This is a genomic window from Amycolatopsis sp. NPDC004747 (assembly GCF_053601335.1).
Window position 1 is genome coordinate 17,471 of sequence record NZ_JBSGBQ010000017.1, and the last position, 22,254, is coordinate 39,724.

The following is a 22,254-nucleotide window of genomic DNA, read 5'->3' on the forward strand; positions in this document are numbered from 1 at the left end:
GTCAGCTGGTCACCTGGGGGGCGATCATCGGCGCGGCGTCGACCTTGCTGGTGATGACGCCCATCTGCAGCAGCAGGTCCGGGACGCGCTGGAGGCGCCGGGCGTCCAGCGTGGAGCCGTAGCCGGGCAGGGTCAGCAGCTTGGCGGTGTCTTCGTCGATCTTCGCGTACTTCACCAGCAGCGGCTCGGCCTTCGAGCGGTCGTTGATGATGTCGCTGGTGGCCTTCTTCATCGCGCGCTGGAAGGCCGCGAGGGTCTTCGGGTCCGACTGCACCCACTTGGTCGTCGCGCCGTAGCCGGTCAGCGGGAAGTCCTGGGTCGCGCCGGTGTTGATGTCGATGACCGGGGTGGCCCCGACGACCTTCGCCGCCTGGGACAGCTGCGGCTCCGGCATGTAGGCCGCGTCGACCTGGTTGTCCTTCAGGGCCGCCGCCATGTTCGGCAGCGCGACCGGCACCCACTTGACGTCGTTGTAGTCGACGCCGTGGTCCTTCATGACGGACTTGGTGAGGATGTCCGAAGCGGTGTTGAGGGCGGTGATGGCGATCCGCTTGCCCTTGAGGTCGTTGACCGTCTTCACCGGCGAGTTCGGCACCGTGACGATCGCGTTGCTCTTGGCGTTGACCGACGTGCCGTCGGCGACCAGCTGGATGTCCGCGGCGCCCTTGCTCTTGCCGACGAAGAACGGCGTGTACGTCGAGAGGGCGATGTCCGCCTCGCCGCTGATCGCCTTCTGCATCGACTCCTGGCCGCTCTTGGCAACGATCTGCTCGACCTCGAGACCCTCGGCCTTGAAGTAGCCGCCGTCCACGGCCAGCCAGAACGGGGCCAGGTCCGTGGTCGGCATGATGGAGACCTTGATCTTCGACTTCTCCAGGCCGCTCCCGTTCGACGAGGCGTTCGAGCTGTCCGAGCCGAGCGCACTGCAGCCGGTGAGGGCCGTGGCGGCTGCGACGGTGAGGGCGAGCCCGAGCGCGGCGCGGCGAGTGCGAACCCGGCCACTGCTCATGGCGTTTCCAAGCAAGGCCTGCTCCTTGAAGAAAGTGACGGTTGGGGAACCGATTTCAGTGGAAGTGCGTGACTCATTACCGGAAGTCACGCGGGCCACTGTAGAGAACGTGACAGCTTGCTCACAATGGGTGGAATCACTACCTGACCGAGTGGCGCACGTCACTCTTTCGGCCTCTGGTCTAGACCCACTGCTCCACTCGTCGTAGAGGTTCACCCAGCGTAGGGGCAGGTTCCCGAATCAGCGATGACTGCTGTGCGTCGGCTGAGCGAACGCTGTGCAAGATTGAGCGGGTGCTGTCGGGAGGGTTACATCTTCCCCGGCCGTTCGCTACCCTCTGCACCTGCGGGGAGGTATCAACCTCCGATGTAGTGAGAGAGAGTGCCTGGATGGCCGATCAAGAAGTCCCACTTCGGTGTACCAGCACACACTGTGCTTTTCCTGAGAGAATCTTCCCCGCAATGACCACTGCCTGGCCGGGCACAACCGCCGCGCCGGTGGGTTAGGCCGATCAACAGACCGATGCAGGACCAGCGCAGGGACCCGACCGTGATGCTCGAGCTGAACCGATTCCGTCCGGCTGGACGGGGTTCAGGAACCCCCGTCAAAGACGATCTTTTCACCCGTACGGGTAGCGTCTTGCGCTGGGCTCCTTCCGATGGGCCGGAGCGCCGGAACGCCGGGAGCGTGCAGACGAGTGGCTGAGGAGAACGCGATGCGCCCTGGCGGGCGCTGGACCGACCAGGGTTTCCCGAGCACGAACGATGATGGTGGAGCGGCGGTGCCGAACGAAGACGCCGCGGGGGTGGGAGGGGCCCCCGCGCAGTCGCCCGGAGCGGATCCGGGCCGGAAGGCCGGGCTGTTCTCCGGCATGCGCGACTGGCGGCTGCGGTCCAAGCTGGCCGCGGTCCTGATCATCCCGACACTGACGGCGCTCGCACTGGGCGCGGTACGCGTGTTCGACGACGCCCGCGAGGCGGCGGAGTTCCAGCGCACCGCCGACCAGGTCGCGTTCGCCGTCAAGGTCACCACAGTGGTGCACGAGCTGCAGAACGAACGCTCGCTGGCCGTCGCGCGGATCTCCTCGCAGAACCAGCTGCTGCAGACCGGGCTCGACTCGCAGATCGCCAAGGTCGACCGCGAAGTCGGCGGCCTGCGCGACGCGGCGCGCACCCTCGACTACGACGACCAGGCGACCAAGGACCGCTACACGCGCGGTCTGCAGCGCCTGGACGCCCTGCGCCCGCTGCGGGCGGCGTTCAACACGCAGAACAGCCTGCCCGACATCACGGTGCTCACCGCCTACTCGGGCATCGTCGACTCGCTCATCGAGCTGGGCCGCGAAGTGACCACCGCGGTCACCGACCGGGACGTGCTGCGCCTCGGCACGAGCACGCAGGCGATCAGCGAGGCCAAGGAGTTCACCACCCGCTCCGACGCCGAGCTGCAGATCGCCGCGTTCCGCGGCAACTTCCCCGGCGACCTGCTGGACCAGACGCGTGCGTCGGCCTCCAGCGCGGACGCCTCCGTCGCGGCCTTCCTCGCGAACGCCGACGACGACCAGCGGCAGCTCTACAACGACACCTACTCCGGCCCGGAGGTCGACGACCGCCGCCGGATCCAGACCTCGGCGTTCTCCTTCGCCCAGCTGGGTGACCCGCCGAACATCGACACCACCGCGCTCGGCAAGGACAGCACCGTGTCGGCCGACAAGCTGCACGCGGTCGAGTCGAACCTGCTGGCCCAGCTCAAGACCCGCGCCGACGACCTCGCCACGCAGGCGGTCAACTCGGCGTGGATCGGCGGTGCCGTGGTGCTCGCCGCGCTGGCGCTCGCGGTCGTGCTGATGCTCATCGTCGCCCGCCTGATGCTGCGCCCGCTGCGGGTGCTGCGGAAGAGCGCGCTGGACGTCGCCTACACCCGGCTGCCGGAGACCGTGCAGGCGATCCTGGACGACCCGGACCCGGTCGGCGCCTCGAAGAAGGCCGTCCAGCCGGTGCCCGTCACCTCCCGCGACGAGATCGGCGAGGTCGCGCGGTCGTTCGACATCGTCCACGAACAGGCCGTCAAGATGGCCGCCGAGCAGGCTCTCCTGCGCGAGAACGTCAACGGCATCTTCGTGAACCTGTCCCGCCGGTCGCAGCGGCTGGTGGAACGCCAGCTCGGCGTCATCGACCGGCTCGAGGCCGACGAGCAGGACCCGGACCACTTGGCCAGCCTGTTCGAGCTCGACCACCTCGCGACGCGGCTGCGGCGCAACGGTGAGTCCCTGCTGGTGCTCTCCGGCGCCGGCCTGGCGAAGTCGGTGCCCAAGCCGGTGCCCGCCGCCGACGTCATCGGCGCCGCGGTGTCGGAGATCGAGCAGTACGCCCGGATCGAGGTCGGCATCGTGCCCGACGTCGCGGTCCAGGGCCTCGCGATCCACGACCTCGTGCACGTCCTCGCCGAGCTGCTGGACAACGCGACCTACTTCTCCGAGCCGGAGACGAAGGTCATCGTCCGGGCCGTGGTGACCCGCCGGAAGGCGCTCGCCATCCAGGTCACCGACCACGGTGTCGGCATGAGCGAGGAGCGGCTGGCCGAGGTCAACGCCCGCCTGGCCGACCCGCCGGACCTGGACGTGTCGGTGACCCGGCGAATGGGTCTGTACGTGGTTTCGCGGCTGGCCAAGCGCCACGGCATCGAGGTCCGGCTGCGCGAGAACGAGGACATCGAAGGCGGCGTGATCGCCAGGGTCGTCGTCCCGGCCGAGCTGCTCACCCAGCTCCGCCCGGGCATGCAGCGGCAGACGCCGCCGCCGGCGAACCGCTCCGAGACGTCGATGTCGATGCCGAGCATCCCGCCGATCCCGGCCGCGCGCTCGGACTTCGACCAGACGCAGACGTTCGCGCAGACGCCGCCGCCGCGCTCCAACCCGACCCCGGCGCTGCCGCCACCGCCGGCTCCCGAGCCGGTGGCCAGCCAGGGCGGCCTGGTGCCGCTCGACCAGCCGATCAGCCTGGACGACCTGGTCAGCGGCGGCCGCGCGGCCGGCCCGTTCCTGTCGCCGGAGCTGCCGAAGCCCGACACGCCGGCTTGGCCGACCGCCGAGGACCTGGCGCCGCTGACGCCGTCGTCCAACGGCGACGGGGCCAGCTCGCGGGCCGCCGACACGCAGTTCGCGCCGCTGGTGCTGCCCAAGCGCGAGCCGAAGTACGTGCCGCCGGAGGAGCCGCCACCGGCGCCGCCGCCCGCGGCCGAGGTCGGTTCGTCGGCGCTCGAGGACGATGTACCCACCCGGCGGTTGCCGATCTACCAGTCGGTGCTGTCACGCTGGTTCAGTGAGGGTGACGACTCGGCCGCCGACCCGGTGCCGCCGCAGGGCGAGGGTGAAGACCCCAACCTGCCGCCGCTCACCGGTGCCGACGAGCACCCGGCGCCCGCCGCCGAGCCGGCCGAGCCGTCCCGCGACGAGCTCCAGCCGACCGCGGCGACCCGGCACCCGCTGCTGCCCGCCGACGACGGCTGGCACAGCGCCTCCGACGACGGCTGGCAGGCGGCGCAGTCGCTGCTGGAGTCCAAGAACGAGGAGATCACCCCGGCCGGGCTGCCCAAGCGCATCCCGAACGCCTACCTGGTGCCGGGATCGATCAGCAGCCCCAGCTCGACGCCCGAGGCACCGGCGCAGAACAACTTCGCCGACGCGACCGCCGGTATGCCCGGAACGGGTGCGATCACCCGCTCCGCGTCCGCGGCGCGGAGCCGGATGGCAAGCTTCCAGCGGGGCTACACCTCGGGACGGCACGCCTTGAAGGAACTCCCGGCCGAAGACAGGCTGGAAGGCAGCGGGGTTCCGGGGCGTGGCAACACCACAGACAGCAGTGAGGAGTGAAAGTGACACGGGCGGGTGCAATGCAGCCGGGTGGCTCCGCGCAGCCGAACGGCCAGGCGCATGCCAAGGCGAACAATGCCGGCAGCTTCGCTTGGCTGATCACGGATTTCGTGCACCGGGTGCCCGGCGCGGCCCACGCGGTCGTGGTTTCGGCCGACGGCCTGCTCCTGGCGGCTTCGCGAGGGCTGCCGAAGGACCGGGCGGACCAGCTGGCCGCGGTTGCGTCGGGGCTGACCAGCCTCGCGCGCGGCGCGGCCAAGGTGTTCGAGGGCGGCACGGTGGCGCAGACCGTGGTCGAGATGGCCAACGGTTTCCTCTTCCTCATGTCGGTTTCCGACGGTTCGTGTCTGGCGGTTCTGGGGTCGCCGGAGAGTGACATCGGCCTGGTCGTCTACGAGATGACCTTGCTGGTGGAGCGGGTCGGCCAGCAGCTGACTCCGGAGATGCGGGCGCAACTGCAGGGTGCGGCCGTCCGCCGCTGAGGACCTGGGAACCGAGGAGAGAGCCGTGGACGACGGGCGCTTGAGGGGTGATGGCCGGCTCGGTGACGACTTCTCCGGCGGGTGGTCCGATCAGTCGGACGAGGGCCGGGAGGACTGGCAGTCGTTCCGGGACCGCGTCGACCGCGAGTGGCGTGCGCGGCGGGTGCAGGCCTCCGACAGCGACCCCGTGCGAGAGCCGCCGAACTGGCTGACCGACAGCAATGCCGGGCAGGAACCGCTCCGGCCGATCGCCGGCGGCACCGAGTACCGCGACCGCCTGCTCGGCGGTCCGGGCGCGGAGCTGTTCGGCGGGTCGAGCGGGCCGCTGTACGACGCGCGCGACTTCGCGGCGTACACGACCGAGCGCGACTTCGGCGCGGGTCCGGACTCCGGTGAGTTCGCCGCGGCACTGCCGCAGCAGGCCCACCAGGAGTACGTGGACACGCCGCCGCCGACCGAGATGGAGACGTCCGGCCTGGTCCGGCCGTACTTCCGGACCCGGGGCCGGACGAAGGCGACGCTCGACCTGGCCATCGAGGCGTTGATCTCGACCAGCGAACAGGGCCGGATGCTGGACCGGGTCCGGGTGCCCGAGCACCGGTCGATCTGCGACCTGTGCCTCGACACCAGGTCGGTGGCCGAGGTGGCGGCGCTGCTGCGCCTGCCGCTCGGCGTGGTGCGGGTGTTGATTGGTGACGTGGCGGGCCTCGGGCTGGTGCTGGTGCACTCCAGCAGCCCGACCGTGGGTGACCGCCCGAGTATCGAGTTCATGGAAAGGGTGCTCAGTGGGCTTCGGAGAATTTGACTCCGACGCGAACGCGCCGCAGGTGACGGGTCCGACCTCGTCGGCCAAGATCGTGGTCGCCGGCGGGTTCGGTTCGGGGAAGACAACGCTGGTCGGGGCGATCTCCGAGATCGACCCGCTGACCACCGAGGCCATGATGACCGAGGCGAGCGTCGGACACGACGACACCTCGGCCACGCCCAACAAGACCACCACGACCGTGGCCATGGACTTCGGGCGCATCTCGCTGGACTCGGACCTGGTGCTGTACGTCTTCGGCACGCCGGGTCAGCACCGGTTCTGGTTCATGTGGGACGACCTCGCGGTCGGTGCCATCGGGGCGGTCGTGCTGGTGGACACGCGGCGGCTCGCCGACGCGTTCCCGTCGATCGACTTCTTCGAGAACCGGAAGCTGCCCTACGTCGTGGCCATCAACTGCTTCGACCGGCTGCTGCACCACCAGATCGAGGACGTCCGGCACGCGCTCACCATCGCGCCGTCGGTCCCGATCATGGCGTGCGACGCGCGCGAGCGCGAGTCCGCGAAGCAGGTGCTGATCTCGGTCGTCCAGCACGCGATCGCGCACGATTCGGCGTTGCGCGCGGGATAGCCCATGACGCCCCGATCCGGATGCGGCCGTTGGAGTGAACTCCACGTGCTTCACCCACTTCGGGGAGTGCTGTCACCGTCCGGAGGAGTAACCGGCGGGTGCGGCTCGTCGGAGCCGGGGACAGAGTCGTCCACACCGGGTATCGGCACCCGCGCTGACCTGCGTGGACAGCGCATGGGCGCGGGCTGCGGGCAGCCGCGTGGTGCGTCCCCCGGATGGGGGAGGCGAGCCGGGCCGCGGCGGAACCCGGCCGGGCGCACACGTAGGGTGCGCAGCGGCCGGCCGGTGGCGGACTCGACAGCACCGGCGGGGCGAATACGCTTTACCGTGGCGTCGCCGACCGGCCGTGCCGGGCGCTCCGGGGTGCGGCGGGCGACGCCGCACGAGCAAGGAGGAGCAGGAGTGACGGCTTCCGGCCAGGGTTCGTTCGGCTGGCTCATCACGGACTTCGTCCGCCGGGTACCCGGTGCCGCGCACGCCGTTCTGGTGTCCGCGGACGGGTTGCTGCTGGCGCCGTCGGAAGGGCTGCCCCAGGAACGCGCGGAGCAGTTGTCGGCGGTCGCGTCCGGGCTGATCAGCCTCACGGCGGGGGCCGCGCGCTGCTTCGAAGCGGGCGGCGTCAACCAGACCGTGGTGGAGATGGAGCGCGGCTACTTGTTCCTGATGTCCGTTTCGGACGGTTCGTCGCTGGCCGTGCTGGCCGCGCCGACGTGCGACATCGGCACGGTCGCCTACGAGATGACGCTGCTCGTCGAGCGGGTCGGCCAGCAGATCACCCCCGAGCTCCGCGCCCAGCTGCAGGGCGGCGTGCGTGGGTAGGGCGAGATGAGGATTTCGGGATTCGACGATCCGGACTCCAGCGGCTGGGACGCACTGCACCGCGGCACCGAGCGCGAGGGTTTCGATTCGCCCAGCAAGTTCGACATGTCGACGCTGTCGATGATCATGCCCAAGCGCAAGCCGGCCCGCCCACAGCCGGACGCGCAGGGTTACACGGACGAGGACACCCGCGAGTGGGGCTCTTCGGCCGACGAAGGCGAGGACTACGCGGCTCCCGCGCCGGAGTTCGACGGCGAGCCCACGGGCCGCCGGGCCAGGCGTTCGGCGGAGCCGGAGGCGCTCCCGGGCCGGCGCTCGGCGGAGTACGCGGGCGACTACGACCATCCTGAGCCCGAGGCCGGAGACGGGTTCGCGCGTCCGGAGCCCGGGGGTTTCCCGGGCGGGCGTGCGCCGGAGTTCGCCGGCGAGCAGGACCGCCCGCCGTTCGGGGGCTACCAGGGCCGACGGCGTGCGCCGGAGCCCGCCGACCCGTTGGGCTTCCAGGGCACCCACTCACCGGTGGTGGCCGACGACGGCTACGACCCCGTCGAGCCGGAGTGGCAGGACGGGGAGCGGTTCGAGCCGGAACCGCCGCCGCTGGAGCCGGCGTGGACCCCGCCGCGGGGTGCGCGCCCGCCCGCGCCGCCGTCGCACCGGCCGCCGGCCCCGCGTTCGCTCGCCCCCCGCCCGCCGGCGCCGCGGCCACCGGCCCCGGTTTCGCGCCCGCACCCGGTGTCGCGGCAGGCGGCGCCCCCACCCGCGTGGGCCCCGCCGCCGCCCGCCGACTGGACGCCCCCGCCGGACCCGGAGACCCGCTGGATCCCCAACCCGGAACCGTGGGAGGACCCGGCCTGGAACGAGCCGGCCCGCGTGGCGAGCCCGGCGCCGGTCGCTTCGCCGGGGTCGCGGGTCCGCCCGTACACCCGCACGGGCGGCCGCACCCGGTCCGACCACAACCTGGCGCTGGAGGCCCTGGTCTCGACGTCCGACGACGGGCGCCGCTACCGCGGGGTCCGCTCGGTCGAGCACCGCCGGATCTGCGACCTGTGCCTGGACACCCGGTCCGTCGCCGAGATCGCCGCGCACCTGCGGCTGCCACTGGGCGTAGTGAAGGTGCTGGTCGGCGACATGGCCGACATCGGCCTGGTGCTGATCCACCAGACCGAGCTGATCCTCGGCGACCGGTCGTCGCGCGAGTTCATGGAACGCGTCCTGGCGGGCCTGCGCGCGCTCTAGCCGGCCGCGGTGAGGTCGAGGACGAGGGTGTTGCCCGGCCCCGGGACGACGGCGTTGATCATCGGCGTCGCCGAGCCGCAGTTCTCGAAGGGCCCGATCGCGTACGTCGATTCGAGGCGCCCGCCCGTCCCGGGGGTGAAGTCGTCCGACGTCAGCTCGGTCGTCAGCGGCTCGGCCGTGCCGCACTCGCCGACGTCGTAGGAGACGCCGTTGACGCGGACGTCCGTGAGCGTCACCGGCCAGGTCGCCGAGCCGGAGAAGCCGCCGGCCCGCGTGCCCCCGGCGTGCCCGGGGCCGAACGTGACGGTGCCGCGGACCTGCCCGATCCCGGGCAGCGACCGGGTCACCTCGACCGGCGGCAGCGTGATCGTCCCGGAGAACGTCCCGGGTCCGACGTCGAGCTCGGCCCGGCCCGGCCCGAGCTCGAGATCGGCGTCCGGCTTCGCGATGTGCGTGGTCCCGCGGACGGTGTACGCCGAGTGCTCCGCCGTGGCGAAGCCCGTCCCGCTCACGACCGCCGCGGCCACCAACGCCGTCACCCGCGTTCCCCGCTTCATGATCCAGGCCTACCACCGGCCGGACGCCGCCGGCGTGGGATTCACCGGATCCGGCGTCAGTCCTCGACGAGCGCGGCGGACGTGATCCGGTGCAGGGAGTACCGCTCGTTGTTCTCGCCTTCGAGGACTCCGCCGCCGACGCGGACCGGCCGGACCACGCGCTGGCTCGCCGTGCCGCGGGAGTCCACGAAGCCGATCCACACCTCGCGGCGCTCGAGAGTCGCCCGGGACAGCAGTTCCAGCGTCGCCGACGTGTCCGCGCCGCCGCCGACCGGTGCCCGGACCGCGGATCCGCGGCGGCGTGCCGAAGCCGCGTCGCCCGCTCGGAGGTTGGACACGATGCGGGCCGCCTGGTCCTCGGTCAGCACCGCCTGCTCGCCCGGGCTGCGACGGGCCGCCCTAGCCTTCGCCGGCAGGCGGCGGCCGCCGGGCCGGATGTCGACCACGCGGCCGTCCGGACCCTCCGCCGCCGGGGCGAACCCGGCGCCGCGCAGGCCCGCCAGTACCTCGTGCAGCGGGTCCGGGCTGACCACGACCGTCGGCGCGATCAGCCGCAGCGCGTGCTCCGCCGCGACCGGGTGGGCCAGCACCTCGGCCAGCAGCGCTTCGTCGTCGCAGCGCAGGAACGACGCCGCGACGCCGCCGCGCAGCCGCCCGTGCCGGCGGGCGACGTCGTCGACCAGGTAGCTCAGCCCCTGCGGCACCGGGGTCGCCGACTTCGTCTTGAACAACGCGTGCAGCTCGTCGGCCGTGCGGCCGGTGTCCAGCGCGCGCCGCACCGACGCCTCGGTGATCCGGTAGACCGTCGCGTGCCCCGCCGACTCGACGTCGGCCACGGCCGAGATCTCCGCCGCCAGCTCCGGCTCCAGCGGCCCCGGCGCGACGACCGTCAGGTCGGCCTGCAGCAGCACGCGGTCCACCGGCGCGGGCAGCGCGTCCATGATCGCCTCGACCGCGCCCGGCCGGTCTTCGGCGAGCAGGGCCCGCGTCGCCGTCGTGACGCCGCCGAGCCCGACGATCCCCAGCGCGCTCGCCTCGGCCATCGTCCAGCGGACGGTCTCGTCCCGCAGCCGCCCGCCCCGCCTCGGCGCGCGCCAGGCCAGCACCGACACGAGCTCGTCGACGCTCTTCACGCCGGCACCGCGGGGCAGGTCGGCCAGCGCGGTGAGGATCCGCCGTCGCGCCACCGGCGCCAGCGGGCGGCGCAGGTCCTCCGACAGCGGCGCGATCGGCTTGTCCTTGGCGTCGCGGCCACCGGCCATCCCCGGCAGGCGCGGCAGCTCCAGCCACGCCTGGGCGAGCGTCATCCACCGCTGCGCGGTCGGCGACGCGAGCCACGAATCGGTCAGCGTCGTCGGCACCCACTCGGGCACGGTCGCCTCGCTGTCGGCGACGAGCCCGGCGCCGACGGCCAGCTCGGCGAGCAGGATCGCCTGGGTGTCGTCGACCTCCAGGTCCTTGGCGAGCTTCTTCAGCTCCCGCACCCCGAGGCCGCCCGACTTGAGCACCGGCGGCGGGGCCGCCGACCACGCGCGCAGCAGGGCTTCGGTCTGGCGCAGGAACTCCATCGCCTCGCCGGCCGCCGCTTCGTCCAGAGTGGACGGCTGGTGCGGGTGGACCGGCAGCTCGGGCTCGGTGAGCGTGCCGCGCGCGAACGCGCCGCCGCGCACGGCGATGCCGAGCTCGCGCGGCAGCTCGACGGTCTGGTCGTCGCGCCGCAGCAGCAGGCCGCGGGCGAGCAGCTTCTGCACCGGCGTCTCGGCCTTCTCGAGCGAGAGGTCCAGCCCGGCGTCGCGGGTGCGGCCGATCGGCGGGCCGGCGGCGAGGGCGGACAGCACGCCGCGTTCGTCGTCGGGCAGCTCGGCGAGTCGCGCCTCGAGGTCTTCGCCGGCCAGCGACGGCGAAGACGCGCCCAGCCCGGCCGGGAACGGCCCGAGGGCTTCCCGGGCCGCCGGCGGCACGCGCAGGGCGTCGTCCGGGCCCCAGACCAGCACCCGGGCGCGGAGCCGGGCCAGCGGGGCGGCGACGTCGGCGCCGACGAGCTTCGCGACGTCTTCGACCGGCACCGGGTCGTGGTCCGCGCCGGCGAGCAGGCAGGCTTCGAGCACGGCCAGGGTGAAGGTGTCGAGGTCCTCGCAGGCGCGCGCCACCGAGCCCGGCGTGCCGGCCCGGGTGGCCAGCACCGTGCTGTCGGAGGGCGGGGGCGTGGACAGGTCGCGCCGCGTGCGGAGCAGCTCTGCGAGTGCGCCGTCGGACTCCGCACGCAGCCAGTCCGCCAAAGAGGTCGCGGGCATAGAAGACCAGGGTACCGGGCGGTTGTGACGGGTCGCGCGGGCTGAGGCAGACTGTCCTTCGAAGACTTGAAACGCTGTGGAGGACGTTGTGGCCAAGGGTGAGAAGAAGCACAAGGGCGTCGACCCGACCTGGCCGGGCGAGGCCGGCGAGCACCCGGTGACCGAGCTGGCGTCCGACCGCCAGGGCGCGCTTTCGCCGTTCGGTGACATCACCTTCCCGCTCGACACGGTGCCCTACGTGCACCCCGAGACCGAGATCAACCGCTGACCGCATAGTTACTGGTCAGTACCGGTATCGGCCCCTCGTGAGGGCGGTCACGGGAGTAGGTTTCCTCCCGTCCCAGCCCACCTTTCCCACCACGGGGGTAGTGCCATGCCGGTTCCCGGTCCCGGATATTCGATCACCGTCCGGGTGGAGGCCCCGGCCTCGGTCACCGCGGCCGGTGACCTGACGGCCGCCGTCGGGCGCGTCGGTGGCGTGCTGACCGCGTTCGACGTCGTCGAGTCCCACTCCGACTCGATCGTGGTCGACATCAGCGCCAACGCGCTGTCCGAGAACCACGCGAACGACATCACCCAGACGCTCGACTCGCTGCCCGGGGTGAAGGTCCGCAAGGTCTCCGACCGGACGTTCCTGATCCACCTCGGCGGCAAGATCGAGGTCACGCCCAAGGTCGCGCTCCGCAACCGTGACGACCTCTCCCGCGCCTACACCCCGGGCGTCGCCCGCGTCTGCCAGGCGATCGCGGCCAACCCCGAGGACGCGCGCCGGCTGACCATCAAGCGCAACACCGTCGCGGTGCTCACCGACGGCTCCGCGGTGCTCGGCCTCGGCAACATCGGCCCGGCGGCGGCGCTGCCGGTGATGGAGGGCAAGGCGGCGCTGTTCAAGAAGTTCGCCGACGTCGACGCGTGGCCGGTGTGCCTGGACACCCAGGACACCGAAGAGATCATCATGATCGCCAAGGCGCTGGCCCCGGTGTACGCGGGCATCAACCTCGAGGACATCGCCGCGCCGCGCTGCTTCGAGATCGAGAAGCGCCTGCGCGAGCAGCTGGACATCCCGGTGTTCCACGACGACCAGCACGGCACCGCGATCGTGGTGGTCGCGGCGCTGCGCAACGCCCTGCGCGTGGTGGGCAAGAACATCGAGGACTGCAAGATCGTGGTCAGCGGCGTCGGCGCGGCCGGCTCGGCGATCATCCGCCTGCTGCTGCAGAAGAACCCGGCCGACATCGTCGCGGCGGACATCGACGGCATCGTGCACTCCGCGCGCGGCAACCTCGACGACAACCTGGCCTGGATCGCCTCGCACACGAACAAGGACCAGGTCAGCGGCACCCTGCACGAGGCGCTGGTGGGCGCCGACGTGTTCATCGGCGTCTCGGCCCCGAACCTGTTCGGCGCCGACCAGGTGGCGACGATGAACAACGACGCGGTGGTCTTCGCGCTGGCCAACCCGGACCCGGAGATCGACCCGCTGGAGGCCCAGAAGCACGCGGCGGTGGTGGCGACGGGCCGCAGCGACTTCCCGAACCAGATCAACAACGTCCTGGCGTTCCCGGGTGTGTTCCGGGGCCTGCTGGACGCCCACGCCCACAACATCGACGACTCGATGCTGCTGGCCGCGGCCGACGCGATCGCGGACGTGGTGGACAACGGGAAGCTGAACGCGTCGTTCATCGTGCCGAGCGTGTTCGACAGCGCGGTGGCGCCCGCGGTCGCCGAAGCCGTGCGGAAGGCCGTGCGCGCCGAGCGCTGAGCCTCAGCGAACCCGTTCCAGCAGCCTCACCTCGACCTCCGGCAGGTCTTCGAACCGGGCCCGGCCGTCCGTGGTCACCAGCGTGCGGCCGGTGGCCCGGGCGGTGGCCGCGATGATCAGGTCGTGTGCGCCGCGGGCCTGCCCGGTCCGCTGGAGGTGCGCCAGCAGCTCGGCGTGGTGCTCGACGACACTCGTCGTGTAGTCGACCACCGGCGTGACGGCCAGGAACTCCGCCAGGAACGCGCTGTGCGCCGCCCTGCGGGCCGGGTTCGGGTCGAGCCGGAGACCCACTTCGTACTCGGTGATCGCCAGTGCCGGCACGGCGACGTCGTCCTCGTCGCCGATGGCTCCCGCGGGCAGCCGCTGCCGGGCGGCGTCGATGAGGATGCCGGTGTCGAGGATCAGTCGCGCCACGGGTCGCCGTCCAGCTCTGCGGATGCCGTCTCGCGGACCTTCGCCACGTTCGCCTCGAACCGGTCGTCGGCGTCGAGCTTCCCGGCCCAGCGGTGGAACACCGCGCACACCTCGGCGCCGTTCGCGCGCTGCGCGGGCACGATCAGCGCCACCCGCCTGCCGTTGCGGGTGACGACGATCGTTTCGCCCTTCTCCGCCTCGTCGAGCACCGCGGAGAACGACCGGGAAGCTTCGGAGGCCGTCAGTTCCATCACGGAATCAGATTATCAGATTTCGGGGTTCTGAACTCCGCATCCGCGGCATTGTCCCCCGATGGTGGAAGTAGCCTCGGCGTGTGAGTGAACTCAGCCACGTCGACGAAACCGGCGCCGCCCGGATGGTCGACGTCTCCGGCAAGACCGCCACCGCGCGCACCGCGCTCGCCGCCGGGACCGTGCGGACCACGGCCGAGGTGCTGCGCCTGCTGGCCACCGACGGCCTCCCCAAGGGCGACGCCCTCGCCACCGCGCGCATCGCCGGGATCATGGGCGCCAAGCGCGTCCCCGACCTGATCCCGCTGTGCCACCAGATCGCGCTGTCCGGGGTCAAGGTCGAGTTCGCGCTCGGCGAGGCCGAGGTCGGCATCCGCGCGACGGCGAAGACCACCGACGTCACCGGCGTCGAGATGGAGGCGCTGACCGCGGTGGCCGTCGCCGGGCTGACCCTGCACGACATGATCAAGGCCGTCGACCCGGCGGCGACGCTGGACGAGGTCCGCCTGCTCCGCAAGGACGGCGGCAAGACCGGAACCTGGGAGCGGCCGTGAAGCGCACCGCACGCGTGGTCGTGGCGTCCAACCGCGCCGCGAAGGGCGTCTACGAGGACAAGACCGGGCCGGTGATCGCCGCCTGGCTGGCGGACCGCGGGTACGACGTGCCGTCACCGGTCGTCGTCGAGGACGGCGACCCGGTGGGTGTCGCGCTGCGGGCCGCGCTGGCCGACGGCGTCGCGGTGGTCCTCACCACCGGCGGTACCGGCATCTCGCCGACCGACCGCACCCCGGACGTCACCCGTGCCCTGCTGGACCACGAGCTGCCGGGCGTCGCGGACGCGATCCGCGCGGCCGGCCTGCCGAAGGTGCCGACGGCGGTGCTCTCGCGCGGCGTGGCGGGCGTGGCCGGGCGGACCCTGGTCGTGAACCTCCCGGGCTCCAGCGGCGGCGTCAAGGACGGCCTCGGCGTCCTCGACGGCATCCTGGAGCACGCCGTCGACCAGCTGGCCGGGGGCGACCACCCGCGGCCGGCCGCGGCGGCGCCGTCGGTGCGGGTCGCGCGGGCGCTGGTGACCGAGGAACCGCTGTCGGTCGAGGAACACGCCCGCCTGGTCGAGGACGACGCGGCGGGCGCGGTGGTGACGTTCGCGGGGGTGGTCCGCGACCACGACGGCGGCAAGGGCGTCCGCGACCTGACCTACGAGGGCCACCCGAGCGCGGGCCAGGTCATCGCCGACGTCGTCGCGGACCTGTCGGCGCGCTGGTCCGGCGTCCGCGCGGTCGCGGTGAGCCACCGGCTGGGTGCGCTGACGATCGGCGACGTCGCCCTGGCCTGCGCCGTGGCGGCGGAGCACCGCGGGCAGGCGTTCGCGGCGTGTTCGGAGCTGGTGGACGAGGTCAAGGCGCGGCTGCCGGTCTGGAAGCACCAGCACTTCACCGACGGCACGGACGAGTGGGTCAACTCGCCCTGAGCCGGAACGCTCGCCGCGGCGGGGCCTGGGTGGCCGCTGGCCGCCGCTGCGGGCCTCTCGGGCGTTCGGACACTTCCGCGCGCGCCGAGCCGCCAAGGCGGCGATCTGGGGCCCGTGGAACGCGTGAAGGGCTCCCACCGCCCGGGGGATCGGCGGTGGGAGCCCTTTCAGGTCACGGCTCGAGGCCGGACTCGCGCATCACTGCGTGATCGTCACTTGGTGGCGATCTTCTGCCCGACGAGGATCAGGTCCGCGTTCGGGATGTACTTCGCGTTCAGCTCCTGCAGCTTCTGGTAGCCGCCCTGGACGTTGAACTGCTTGGCGATCTTGGACAGGGTGTCGCCCGCCACGACGGTGTAGTCACCGGCCGGGTTGGAGCTGCTCACGCCGGTCGCCACGGGAGCGGCCGCCGGGGCCGGCGTCGCCTTCTTCGGGGCGGGCGCGGTCGTGCTCTTCTTCGGGGTCACCTTCTTGGTGGTGTTGCCGGTGGCCTTGGGGGCCGACGAGCCGCCGCCCTTCTTGCCGCAGACCGGCCAGGCGCCGATGCCCTGGCCCTGCAGGACGCGCTCGGCCACGGCGATCTGCTCCTCGCGGGAAGCGTTCGCCGCGCTGCCGGTACCGCCGTAGGCCTTCCAGGTGCTCTGCGTGAACTGCAGGCCGCCGTAGTAGCCGTTGCCGGTGTTGGTGTTCCAGTTGCCGCTGCTCTCGCACTGCGCGATGGCGTCCCAGTTGGTCGCCGACGCGGGGGTCGCGGCGATCGCGAGGGGAGCGCCGACCGCAATGCCCGCGATGGCGACGCGAGCGACGGTGCGGGTGGCAGCGGACATCTTGCGGTGCTTGCCTCGGTAAGACATTTGGATGCTTCTCGGTTTCCCAGCGCCTACGAACCGGTGTGCGGGTCAGGATCGGGGTCCTGGCGCCGGCCATCCCAGGCCGGCGGGCGAGTCCGACGCACGTCGCGTCTTCGTCGTCCCCTCGTCCCTGTCCGGAAATGCTTTCGCTCGGGGTATGGGCCGGGTATCCGTCGGACAGGGCTAGGCGCTTCGGATTCCCGGGTCTTGCGTCGGTCGGTCGGGGCCAACCGAAAAGCGACGGTACGTAACGATGGCCGTGATCGGAAATTATTCGGGGCGTGACCTACGTCACAGTAACGGCACGCAACCCTGGCCGATATGCCTGTTTGTGCAGGTCAGGCGGCCGTTATCTGGCCGTTTCCTACCCGAGATAAAACACGGATCGTGAGGCTTGCATCACGTGTTTCGCGCAGCGAATGGGCCGTTCGCGCCCTCCGGATCGCGATTGAAGCGCGCATCTTATGGGCGTCGGGCGAACGGCGCCAGACTTGACAATCCTGCCCCAGTTGCCCCACGAGTCACAGTAGTCCCACCCGTTCGTGCGGTTTCCGGACCCGGTCGGAGCGACGGCGGCCACCGGACGCGCCCACCGGCACCGACGCAGGGCGACGGACCAGGTGAAACGGGTCACCGGAAGGCGTGGCGGCGGGTTGCGATCAGCTTGCCGCGAACACCCGGGATCGGGTGACACGCCACGCCGGAGGCCGGAAACCGGGTCGCCGAGCGGTCGGCGGCCATACCCGAGCGGTCGCCGATTTACAGGGATGCCGAAGTCCGCGGCCTTCCGCCGGACGGACCAGCCCACGCCGTCGCGGGCGGTCAGCCGCCGGCGAACGGGGGGAGGACGTCCAGCTCGGCGCCGTCGCGCAGGGGGCGGGTCAGGTCGCGGACCGCGATGCCGTCCAGCAGGTAGCTGACCGCGTCCAGGATCCGCGGCAAAGAAGAAGGGTGCAGGCGGGCCAGCTCGGCCACCGCGTCGGCGACCGACGCCCCGGACGGCAGCTGCACCTTCTCCTCGTCCACGCCCGCCGCGGCCCGCGCCGCCGCGAAGTACCGCACCACGATGGTCACCGTCGCCACCTCAACCGCCGATCGCGCTCATCGGCCGGATCGGCTGCGCGAACCCGGCGTCGTTGATCTCGTGCCCGGCGAGCTTGCCCCACATCGTCGCCCGCCAGGCGTCCGCGACCTCCTCATCGCGCGCGCCCGCGCGCACGAGGGACCGCAGATCCGTCTCGTCGTTGCTGAACAGGCAGGAGCGCACCGCCCCGTCGGCGGTCAGCCGCGTCCGCTCGCAGGCCGCGCAGAACGGCCGGGTCACCGACGCGATCACGCCGACGTCCCCGGGCCCGCCGTCGACCAGCCAGCGCTCGGCGGGCGCCCCGCCGCGAGCCTCCGAGGCCGGCGTCAGCTCGAACGAAGCCTGCAGCACCGAGAGGATCTCGGCCGCGGTGATCATCTCGCCGCGGTTCCAGCCGTGCTGGGCGTCCAGCGGCATCTGCTCGATGAACCGCAGGTGGTAGCCCTCGTCGAGGCAGAACTTCAGCAGCGGCACGGCTTCGGTCTCGTTGAGCCCGCGGATCAGCACGGCGTTGACCTTCACCGGCGCCATCCCGGCGTCCCGCGCCGCGGCGAGGCCCGCGATCACGTGCGAAAGCCGGTCGCGGCGGGTGATCGTCTTGAACAGCTCGGGGTCGACGGTGTCGAGCGAGACGTTGATCCGGTCCAGCCCGGCGGCCGCGAGCCCGGCCGCGCGCTTGGCGAGCCCGATCCCGTTGGTGGTCATGGACAACCGCGGCCGGGGCGACAACGCCGTGATCCGCCCGACGATGTCCTCGAGGCCCGGCCGCAGCAGCGGTTCCCCGCCGGTGAGCCGGATGTCGGTGACGCCGAGCTGCTCGACGGCGATCCGCATCAGCCGGACCAGCTCGTCGTCGGTCAGCACCTGCTCGCCCGGCATCCAGTCGAGGCCCTCCGCGGGCATGCAGTAGGTGCAGCGCAGGTTGCACCGGTCCGTGAGGGAAACCCGCAGATCGGTGGCCACCCGGCCGAAGGTGTCGATGAGGTGCGGGTTCTCGGGCCTGGGCACGCGAGAAGACCCTCGTGTACCGGGGACGCGAGGAAACCCGAGATCCACTGCTGTCATTACGCACAGCCTAGCTCCGGAACGCCTCGCTAGGATACTTTGCGCAGCGAGTAGTTCAGCAGCCGAACTAACGAGGGCTTGTGACGGAAAAGACTTACCCGGTCACCGAAGAGGAGCTCTTCCGCTTCGCGGAATTGGGTCGCCAAGGCAGCACGTTCACCGTCCTGCGGCACGCCAGGATCGCCGAGAAGATGGGCCTGTCCGGCACCGACCACAAGACGTTCGACCTGGTCATCCAGGCCGGCGGCCCGCTCACCGCCGGCCGGATCGCCGGGCTGACCGGGCTGTCCACCGGCGCGGTCACCGGCGTCATCGACCGGCTGGAGAAGGTCGGGCTGGTCCGCCGCGTGCGCGACCCCGAGGACCGGCGCAAGGTCCTCGTCGAGGTGGTCCCGGGGGCGGCCGACCGCTTCGCGCCGCTCTTCGAGTCGGCGTTCGGCACGCTCCGAGACCTGCTCACGCAGTTCTCCCCGGCGGAGCGAAAAGTGATCGAGCGTTATCAGAACGCAATGCTCGAAGAGCTGCGCGCCGAAGTCATGGACAATTCACGTCCCGCGTAGCTTTTCCTCACCTGCGGAGATAATGTCTGCGGCATGCCGCAATTTCGGTTGTCCGAGGCCGCGCGCCTGCTCGGCGTCAGTGACGACACGGTCCGGAGGTGGGTGCGCGCGGGGCAGCTGACCGCCACCGACGACGCCGCCGGCCGCAAGGTCGTCGACGGCGCCCAGCTCGCCGGGTTCGCCCGGGCGCAGGCCGCCGCACCCGACGACCCGTCGGCGGTCGGCCGGTCCGCCCGCAATAGGTTCGTGGGGCTGGTCACCGAGGTCGTCGCCGACAAGGTGATGGCCCAGGTGGAACTGCAGTGCGGGGCGCACCGCGTGGTGTCCCTGATGAGTACCGAAGCCGTCCGCGAGCTGGGCCTGCGCCCGGGGGTGCTCGCGGTCGCCGTGGTCAAGGCGACCACTGTCGTGGTGGAAACACCGGAAGGAAGTCGATGAAGAAGCTTGTTCTCGCCGTGGCCGCCGTCGCCCTGTTCGCGGGCGCCTGCAGCAGCTCGGACGAGCCCAGCACGAAGCCCGGCGCGTCGGTCACCGCGCCCGCGCCCAAGGGGGCCGCGAACTCGGGTGGCGGCACGCTGACCGTGTTCGCCGCCGCGTCGCTCACCGAGTCGTTCACCGCGCTCGGCAAGGCCTTCGAGGCCAAGCACCCGGGCACCACCGTGAAGTTCAGCTTCGCGGGCTCGTCCGGCCTGGTCCAGCAGCTGACCAACGGCGCCAAGGCGGACGTCTTCGCCTCGGCCGACCAGGCCAACATGGACAAGGCCGTCCAGGGCGGCGTGATCGACGGGCAGCCGACGGTCTTCGCGACCAACAAGCTCGCCATCGCCGTCGCCCCCGGCAACCCCAAGAGCATCAAGTCCTTCGCCGACCTGAACAAGGCCGGCCTGACCGTGATCACCTGCGCGCCGCAGGTGCCGTGCGGTTCGGCGACCAAGAAGGTCGAGACGGCCACCGGCGTCACGCTCAAGCCGAAGAGCGAGGAGCAGGACGTCAAGCAGGTGCTGAACAAGGTCGCCTCCGGCGACGCCGACGCGGGTCTGGTCTACGTCACCGACGCGACGTCGGCCGCGGGCAAGGTCGACAAGGTCGACTTCCCCGAGGCGGGCGGTGCGCTCAACAGCTACCCGATCGCCGTGGTCAAGGGCGGGCAGAGCGCGCTGGCCAAGGAGTTCGACGACTTCGTCCTCGGCGCCGAAGGCAAGACCGAGCTGAGCAAGGTCGGGTTCGGCCCTGCGCGGTAAGCGCTCCTCGAGCGGCCGGCCGGGATCCGTCCCGGCCGGCCGCTCGCGCGTCCCGTGGGTGCTGGGCATCCCGGCCACCCTCGCGCTGGCGCTCGTGGTGCTGCCGGTGGTCGGCCTGCTGGTGCGCTCGGACCTGACCCGGCTGCCGTCGCTGATCGTCACGCCGTCGTCGTGGCACGCGCTGCGGCTGTCGCTGATCACGGCCGCGCTGTCCACGCTGGCCTGTGTGCTGCTCGGCGTGCCGCTGGCCGTCGTGCTGGCCAGGGCCCGGTTCCCCGGCGTCCGGCTGCTGCGCTCGATCGTGCTGCTGCCGCTGGTCCTGCCGCCGGTCGTCGGCGGGCTCGCGCTGCTCTACCTGCTCGGCCGCAAGGGCTTCCTCGGCGCGCTGATCACCGCGCTGACCGGGGAGTCCGTCCCGTTCACCACGACCGCGGTGGTCATCGCGCAGACGTTCGTCGCGATGCCGTTCCTGGTGGTCAGCCTCGAAGGAGCGCTGCGCGGCTCCGGCGACCGCTACGAGCAGGTCGCCGCGACGCTCGGCGCGCGGCCGTGGACCGTGTTCCGCCGCGTCACGCTGCCGCTGCTGCTGCCCGCGCTGGGCTCCGGAGTCGTGCTCAGCTTCGCCCGCGCGCTCGGCGAGTTCGGCGCCACGATCACCTTCGCCGGCAGCCTCGAAGACGTCACGCGCACGCTGCCGCTGGAGGTCTACACGCAGGCCGAAGTGGACATCGACAGCGCCGTCGCGCTCTCGCTGCTGCTCATCGTCGTGGCGGTGGCCGTGATCGCCGTCGCGCGGCCGCGCTCGTGGGAAGGCGGCCTCCGGTGAGCCTCGCCGCCCGGATCACCGCCGTGCGCGGCTCGTTCGACCTGGACGTCGAACTCGACGTGCCGTCCGGGCACGTGCTCGCCCTGCTCGGCCCGAACGGTTCCGGCAAGTCGACCGTCCTGGGCTGCCTCGCCGGGCTGATCACGCCGGCGTCGGCGGAGATCACGGTGGCCGGCCGCGCGCTGGCCGGCGTGCCGCCGCACCGCCGTGGCATCGGCCTGCTCTCCCAGGACGCCCTGCTCTTCCCGCACCTTTCCGCGGCGGACAACGTCGCCTTCTCGCCGCGCTCCACCGGCGTCGGCCGCCGCGCCGCCCGGGAGCGCGCCTTCTACTGGCTGGCCGAGGTCGACGCCGTCGCGCTGGCCGGCCGGCGGCCGGGGCAGCTGTCGGGCGGCCAGGCCCAGCGCGTGGCGATCGCCAGGGCGCTGGCCGCCGAACCCGACCTCCTGCTGCTCGACGAGCCCTTCGCCGCCCTCGACGTCGACGCGGCGCCGGCGATCCGCGGCCTGCTGCGGCGGGTCCTCAAGACCGGCCCGACGACGGTGCTCGTCACGCACGACCCGCTGGACGCGCTCGCGCTCGCCGACCACGTCGCGGTGCTGAACGAGGGTCGGATCGTCGAACGCGGCCCGACCCGTGAGGTCCTGTCGGCGCCGCGGACGGCGTTCACCGCGCGGATCGCCGGGCTCAACCTGGTCGCCGGCACCGCTGCCGACGGCGGCCTGCGGACGCCGTCCGGCGAGGTCGTCAGCGGCCTCCCGGCGGCCGACGTGGTCGTGGGGGAGCCCGCGGTGGCGGTGTTCCCGCCGAACGCCGTCGCGGTCTACCCGCACGACGGCGAGCACCGCGGCAGCCCGCGGAACACGACCGACGCCGTCGTCGCGGCCCTGGAGCCGCACGGGCCGGTGATCCGCGTCCGGGCCGAGGGCGAGGGCTGGGCCCACGGCCTCACCGCCGACCTCACCCCGGCCGCCGTCGCCGAGCTCGCGCTGGAGCCCGGTTCGGCCGTGACGCTGTCGGTGAAGGCCGCGACCGTGGCGATCCACCCGGCCGCGGCCTCCTGACCC

The 22,254-nt window shown here is 72.1% G+C and carries 23 protein-coding genes; 15 read left to right on the plus strand and 8 right to left on the minus strand.

Features of this window, described 5'->3' with window-relative positions; translation table 11 throughout:
* Position 1: 1 nt before the first annotated feature.
* The gene (locus ACWEGE_RS26345) at positions 2-1,009 is read right to left on the minus strand and encodes an ABC transporter substrate-binding protein (RefSeq protein WP_449663123.1); all 1,008 of its coding nucleotides are present in this window, start codon (positions 1,007-1,009) and stop codon (positions 2-4) included.
* Positions 1,010-1,724: 715 nt separating this feature from the next.
* Here ACWEGE_RS26345 and ACWEGE_RS26350 point away from each other — a divergent pair.
* From ACWEGE_RS26350 to ACWEGE_RS26375, 6 genes are all read left to right on the plus strand, one after another.
* Positions 1,725-4,880, plus strand: a complete 3,156-nt coding sequence (locus ACWEGE_RS26350; protein WP_449663124.1) for a sensor histidine kinase — start codon at positions 1,725-1,727, stop codon at positions 4,878-4,880.
* A 20-nt stretch (positions 4,881-4,900) separates the two neighbouring features.
* Positions 4,901-5,362, plus strand: coding sequence for a roadblock/LC7 domain-containing protein (locus ACWEGE_RS26355; RefSeq protein WP_003085376.1), 462 nt, complete (start codon positions 4,901-4,903; stop codon positions 5,360-5,362).
* Between the two features lie 25 nt (positions 5,363-5,387).
* Positions 5,388-6,167 carry a DUF742 domain-containing protein gene (locus ACWEGE_RS26360; RefSeq protein WP_449663125.1) on the plus strand — a complete coding sequence of 260 codons (780 nt, stop codon included), beginning with the start codon at positions 5,388-5,390 and terminating at the stop codon, positions 6,165-6,167.
* Positions 6,148-6,756 (plus strand): GTP-binding protein, encoded by a 609-nt coding sequence (locus ACWEGE_RS26365; RefSeq protein ID WP_043776338.1) that lies wholly within the window; start codon positions 6,148-6,150, stop codon positions 6,754-6,756. Before ACWEGE_RS26360 ends, ACWEGE_RS26365 begins: the two co-directional genes overlap by 20 nt.
* Before the next feature lie 402 nt (positions 6,757-7,158).
* Entirely contained in the window at positions 7,159-7,575 is a 417-nt protein-coding gene (locus ACWEGE_RS26370; RefSeq protein ID WP_043776340.1) for a roadblock/LC7 domain-containing protein, read from the plus strand.
* Between the two features lie 6 nt (positions 7,576-7,581).
* On the plus strand, positions 7,582-8,811 hold the full coding sequence (locus ACWEGE_RS26375; protein WP_449663126.1) for a DUF742 domain-containing protein: 1,230 nt from the start codon (positions 7,582-7,584) through the stop codon (positions 8,809-8,811).
* Here ACWEGE_RS26375 and ACWEGE_RS26380 read toward each other — a convergent pair.
* Both ACWEGE_RS26380 and ACWEGE_RS26385 read right to left on the minus strand, forming a co-directional pair.
* On the minus strand, positions 8,808-9,368 hold the full coding sequence (locus ACWEGE_RS26380; RefSeq protein WP_449663127.1) for a hypothetical protein: 561 nt from the start codon (positions 9,366-9,368) through the stop codon (positions 8,808-8,810). The two genes, ACWEGE_RS26375 and ACWEGE_RS26380, sit on opposite strands and share 4 nt — an antisense overlap.
* A gap of 56 nt (positions 9,369-9,424) precedes the next feature.
* Positions 9,425-11,662, minus strand: a complete 2,238-nt coding sequence (locus tag ACWEGE_RS26385; protein ID WP_449663128.1) for a helicase-associated domain-containing protein — start codon at positions 11,660-11,662, stop codon at positions 9,425-9,427.
* A gap of 88 nt (positions 11,663-11,750) precedes the next feature.
* Here ACWEGE_RS26385 and ACWEGE_RS26390 point away from each other — a divergent pair, with 88 nt between their 5' ends.
* Positions 11,751-11,930 (plus strand): hypothetical protein, encoded by a 180-nt coding sequence (locus ACWEGE_RS26390; RefSeq protein ID WP_176174556.1) that lies wholly within the window; start codon positions 11,751-11,753, stop codon positions 11,928-11,930.
* A gap of 105 nt (positions 11,931-12,035) precedes the next feature.
* Positions 12,036-13,424, plus strand: coding sequence for a malic enzyme-like NAD(P)-binding protein (locus tag ACWEGE_RS26395; protein ID WP_449663129.1), 1,389 nt, complete (start codon positions 12,036-12,038; stop codon positions 13,422-13,424).
* 3 nt (positions 13,425-13,427) lie between these two features.
* Here the strand turns inward: ACWEGE_RS26395 and ACWEGE_RS26400 are convergent, their stop codons facing one another.
* Entirely contained in the window at positions 13,428-13,838 is a 411-nt protein-coding gene (locus ACWEGE_RS26400) for a PIN domain-containing protein (protein ID WP_449663130.1), read from the minus strand.
* Positions 13,826-14,089, minus strand: a complete 264-nt coding sequence (locus ACWEGE_RS26405) for a type II toxin-antitoxin system Phd/YefM family antitoxin (RefSeq protein WP_449663299.1) — start codon at positions 14,087-14,089, stop codon at positions 13,826-13,828. The genes ACWEGE_RS26400 and ACWEGE_RS26405 overlap by 13 nt, the downstream gene beginning before the upstream one ends.
* 83 nt (positions 14,090-14,172) lie before the next feature.
* Here ACWEGE_RS26405 and moaC point away from each other — a divergent pair, with 83 nt between their 5' ends.
* Both moaC and ACWEGE_RS26415 read left to right on the plus strand, forming a co-directional pair.
* Complete coding sequence (moaC, locus tag ACWEGE_RS26410; protein WP_449663131.1) at positions 14,173-14,643, plus strand: cyclic pyranopterin monophosphate synthase MoaC; 471 nt, start codon at positions 14,173-14,175, stop codon at positions 14,641-14,643.
* On the plus strand, positions 14,640-15,560 hold the full coding sequence (locus ACWEGE_RS26415) for a molybdenum cofactor biosynthesis protein MoaE (RefSeq protein ID WP_449663132.1): 921 nt from the start codon (positions 14,640-14,642) through the stop codon (positions 15,558-15,560). The genes moaC and ACWEGE_RS26415 overlap by 4 nt, the downstream gene beginning before the upstream one ends.
* Positions 15,561-15,772: 212 nt before the next feature.
* Here ACWEGE_RS26415 and ACWEGE_RS26420 read toward each other — a convergent pair whose 3' ends face one another.
* From ACWEGE_RS26420 to moaA, 3 genes are all read right to left on the minus strand, one after another.
* Entirely contained in the window at positions 15,773-16,414 is a 642-nt protein-coding gene (locus tag ACWEGE_RS26420) for a transglycosylase family protein (protein WP_449663133.1), read from the minus strand.
* Positions 16,415-17,233: 819 nt separating this feature from the next.
* A complete protein-coding gene (locus ACWEGE_RS26425) occupies positions 17,234-17,485 on the minus strand; it encodes a MoaD/ThiS family protein (protein WP_449663134.1) in 252 nt (83 codons plus the stop codon).
* 10 nt (positions 17,486-17,495) lie between these two features.
* Positions 17,496-18,503 carry a GTP 3',8-cyclase MoaA gene (gene moaA / locus ACWEGE_RS26430; protein WP_449663135.1) on the minus strand — a complete coding sequence of 336 codons (1,008 nt, stop codon included), beginning with the start codon at positions 18,501-18,503 and terminating at the stop codon, positions 17,496-17,498.
* A 137-nt stretch (positions 18,504-18,640) separates the two neighbouring features.
* Between moaA and ACWEGE_RS26435 the strand changes: the two genes are divergently transcribed.
* From ACWEGE_RS26435 to ACWEGE_RS26455, 5 genes are read left to right on the plus strand one after another with little or no spacing between them, the layout of a single operon-like run.
* Positions 18,641-19,120, plus strand: a complete 480-nt coding sequence (locus ACWEGE_RS26435; RefSeq protein ID WP_449663136.1) for a MarR family winged helix-turn-helix transcriptional regulator — start codon at positions 18,641-18,643, stop codon at positions 19,118-19,120.
* Between the two features lie 33 nt (positions 19,121-19,153).
* Positions 19,154-19,558, plus strand: a complete 405-nt coding sequence (locus tag ACWEGE_RS26440) for a TOBE domain-containing protein (protein WP_004561884.1) — start codon at positions 19,154-19,156, stop codon at positions 19,556-19,558.
* Positions 19,555-20,361: a molybdate ABC transporter substrate-binding protein gene (gene modA / locus ACWEGE_RS26445; RefSeq protein WP_449663137.1), complete on the plus strand. Its 807-nt coding sequence runs from the start codon at positions 19,555-19,557 to the stop codon at positions 20,359-20,361. The genes ACWEGE_RS26440 and modA overlap by 4 nt, the downstream gene beginning before the upstream one ends.
* 58 nt (positions 20,362-20,419) lie before the next feature.
* Positions 20,420-21,187 (plus strand): ABC transporter permease, encoded by a 768-nt coding sequence (locus ACWEGE_RS26450; protein ID WP_449663138.1) that lies wholly within the window; start codon positions 20,420-20,422, stop codon positions 21,185-21,187.
* Positions 21,184-22,251 carry a sulfate/molybdate ABC transporter ATP-binding protein gene (locus ACWEGE_RS26455; protein WP_449663139.1) on the plus strand — a complete coding sequence of 356 codons (1,068 nt, stop codon included), beginning with the start codon at positions 21,184-21,186 and terminating at the stop codon, positions 22,249-22,251. The genes ACWEGE_RS26450 and ACWEGE_RS26455 overlap by 4 nt, the downstream gene beginning before the upstream one ends.
* The last annotated feature ends 3 nt before the right edge of the window (positions 22,252-22,254 follow it).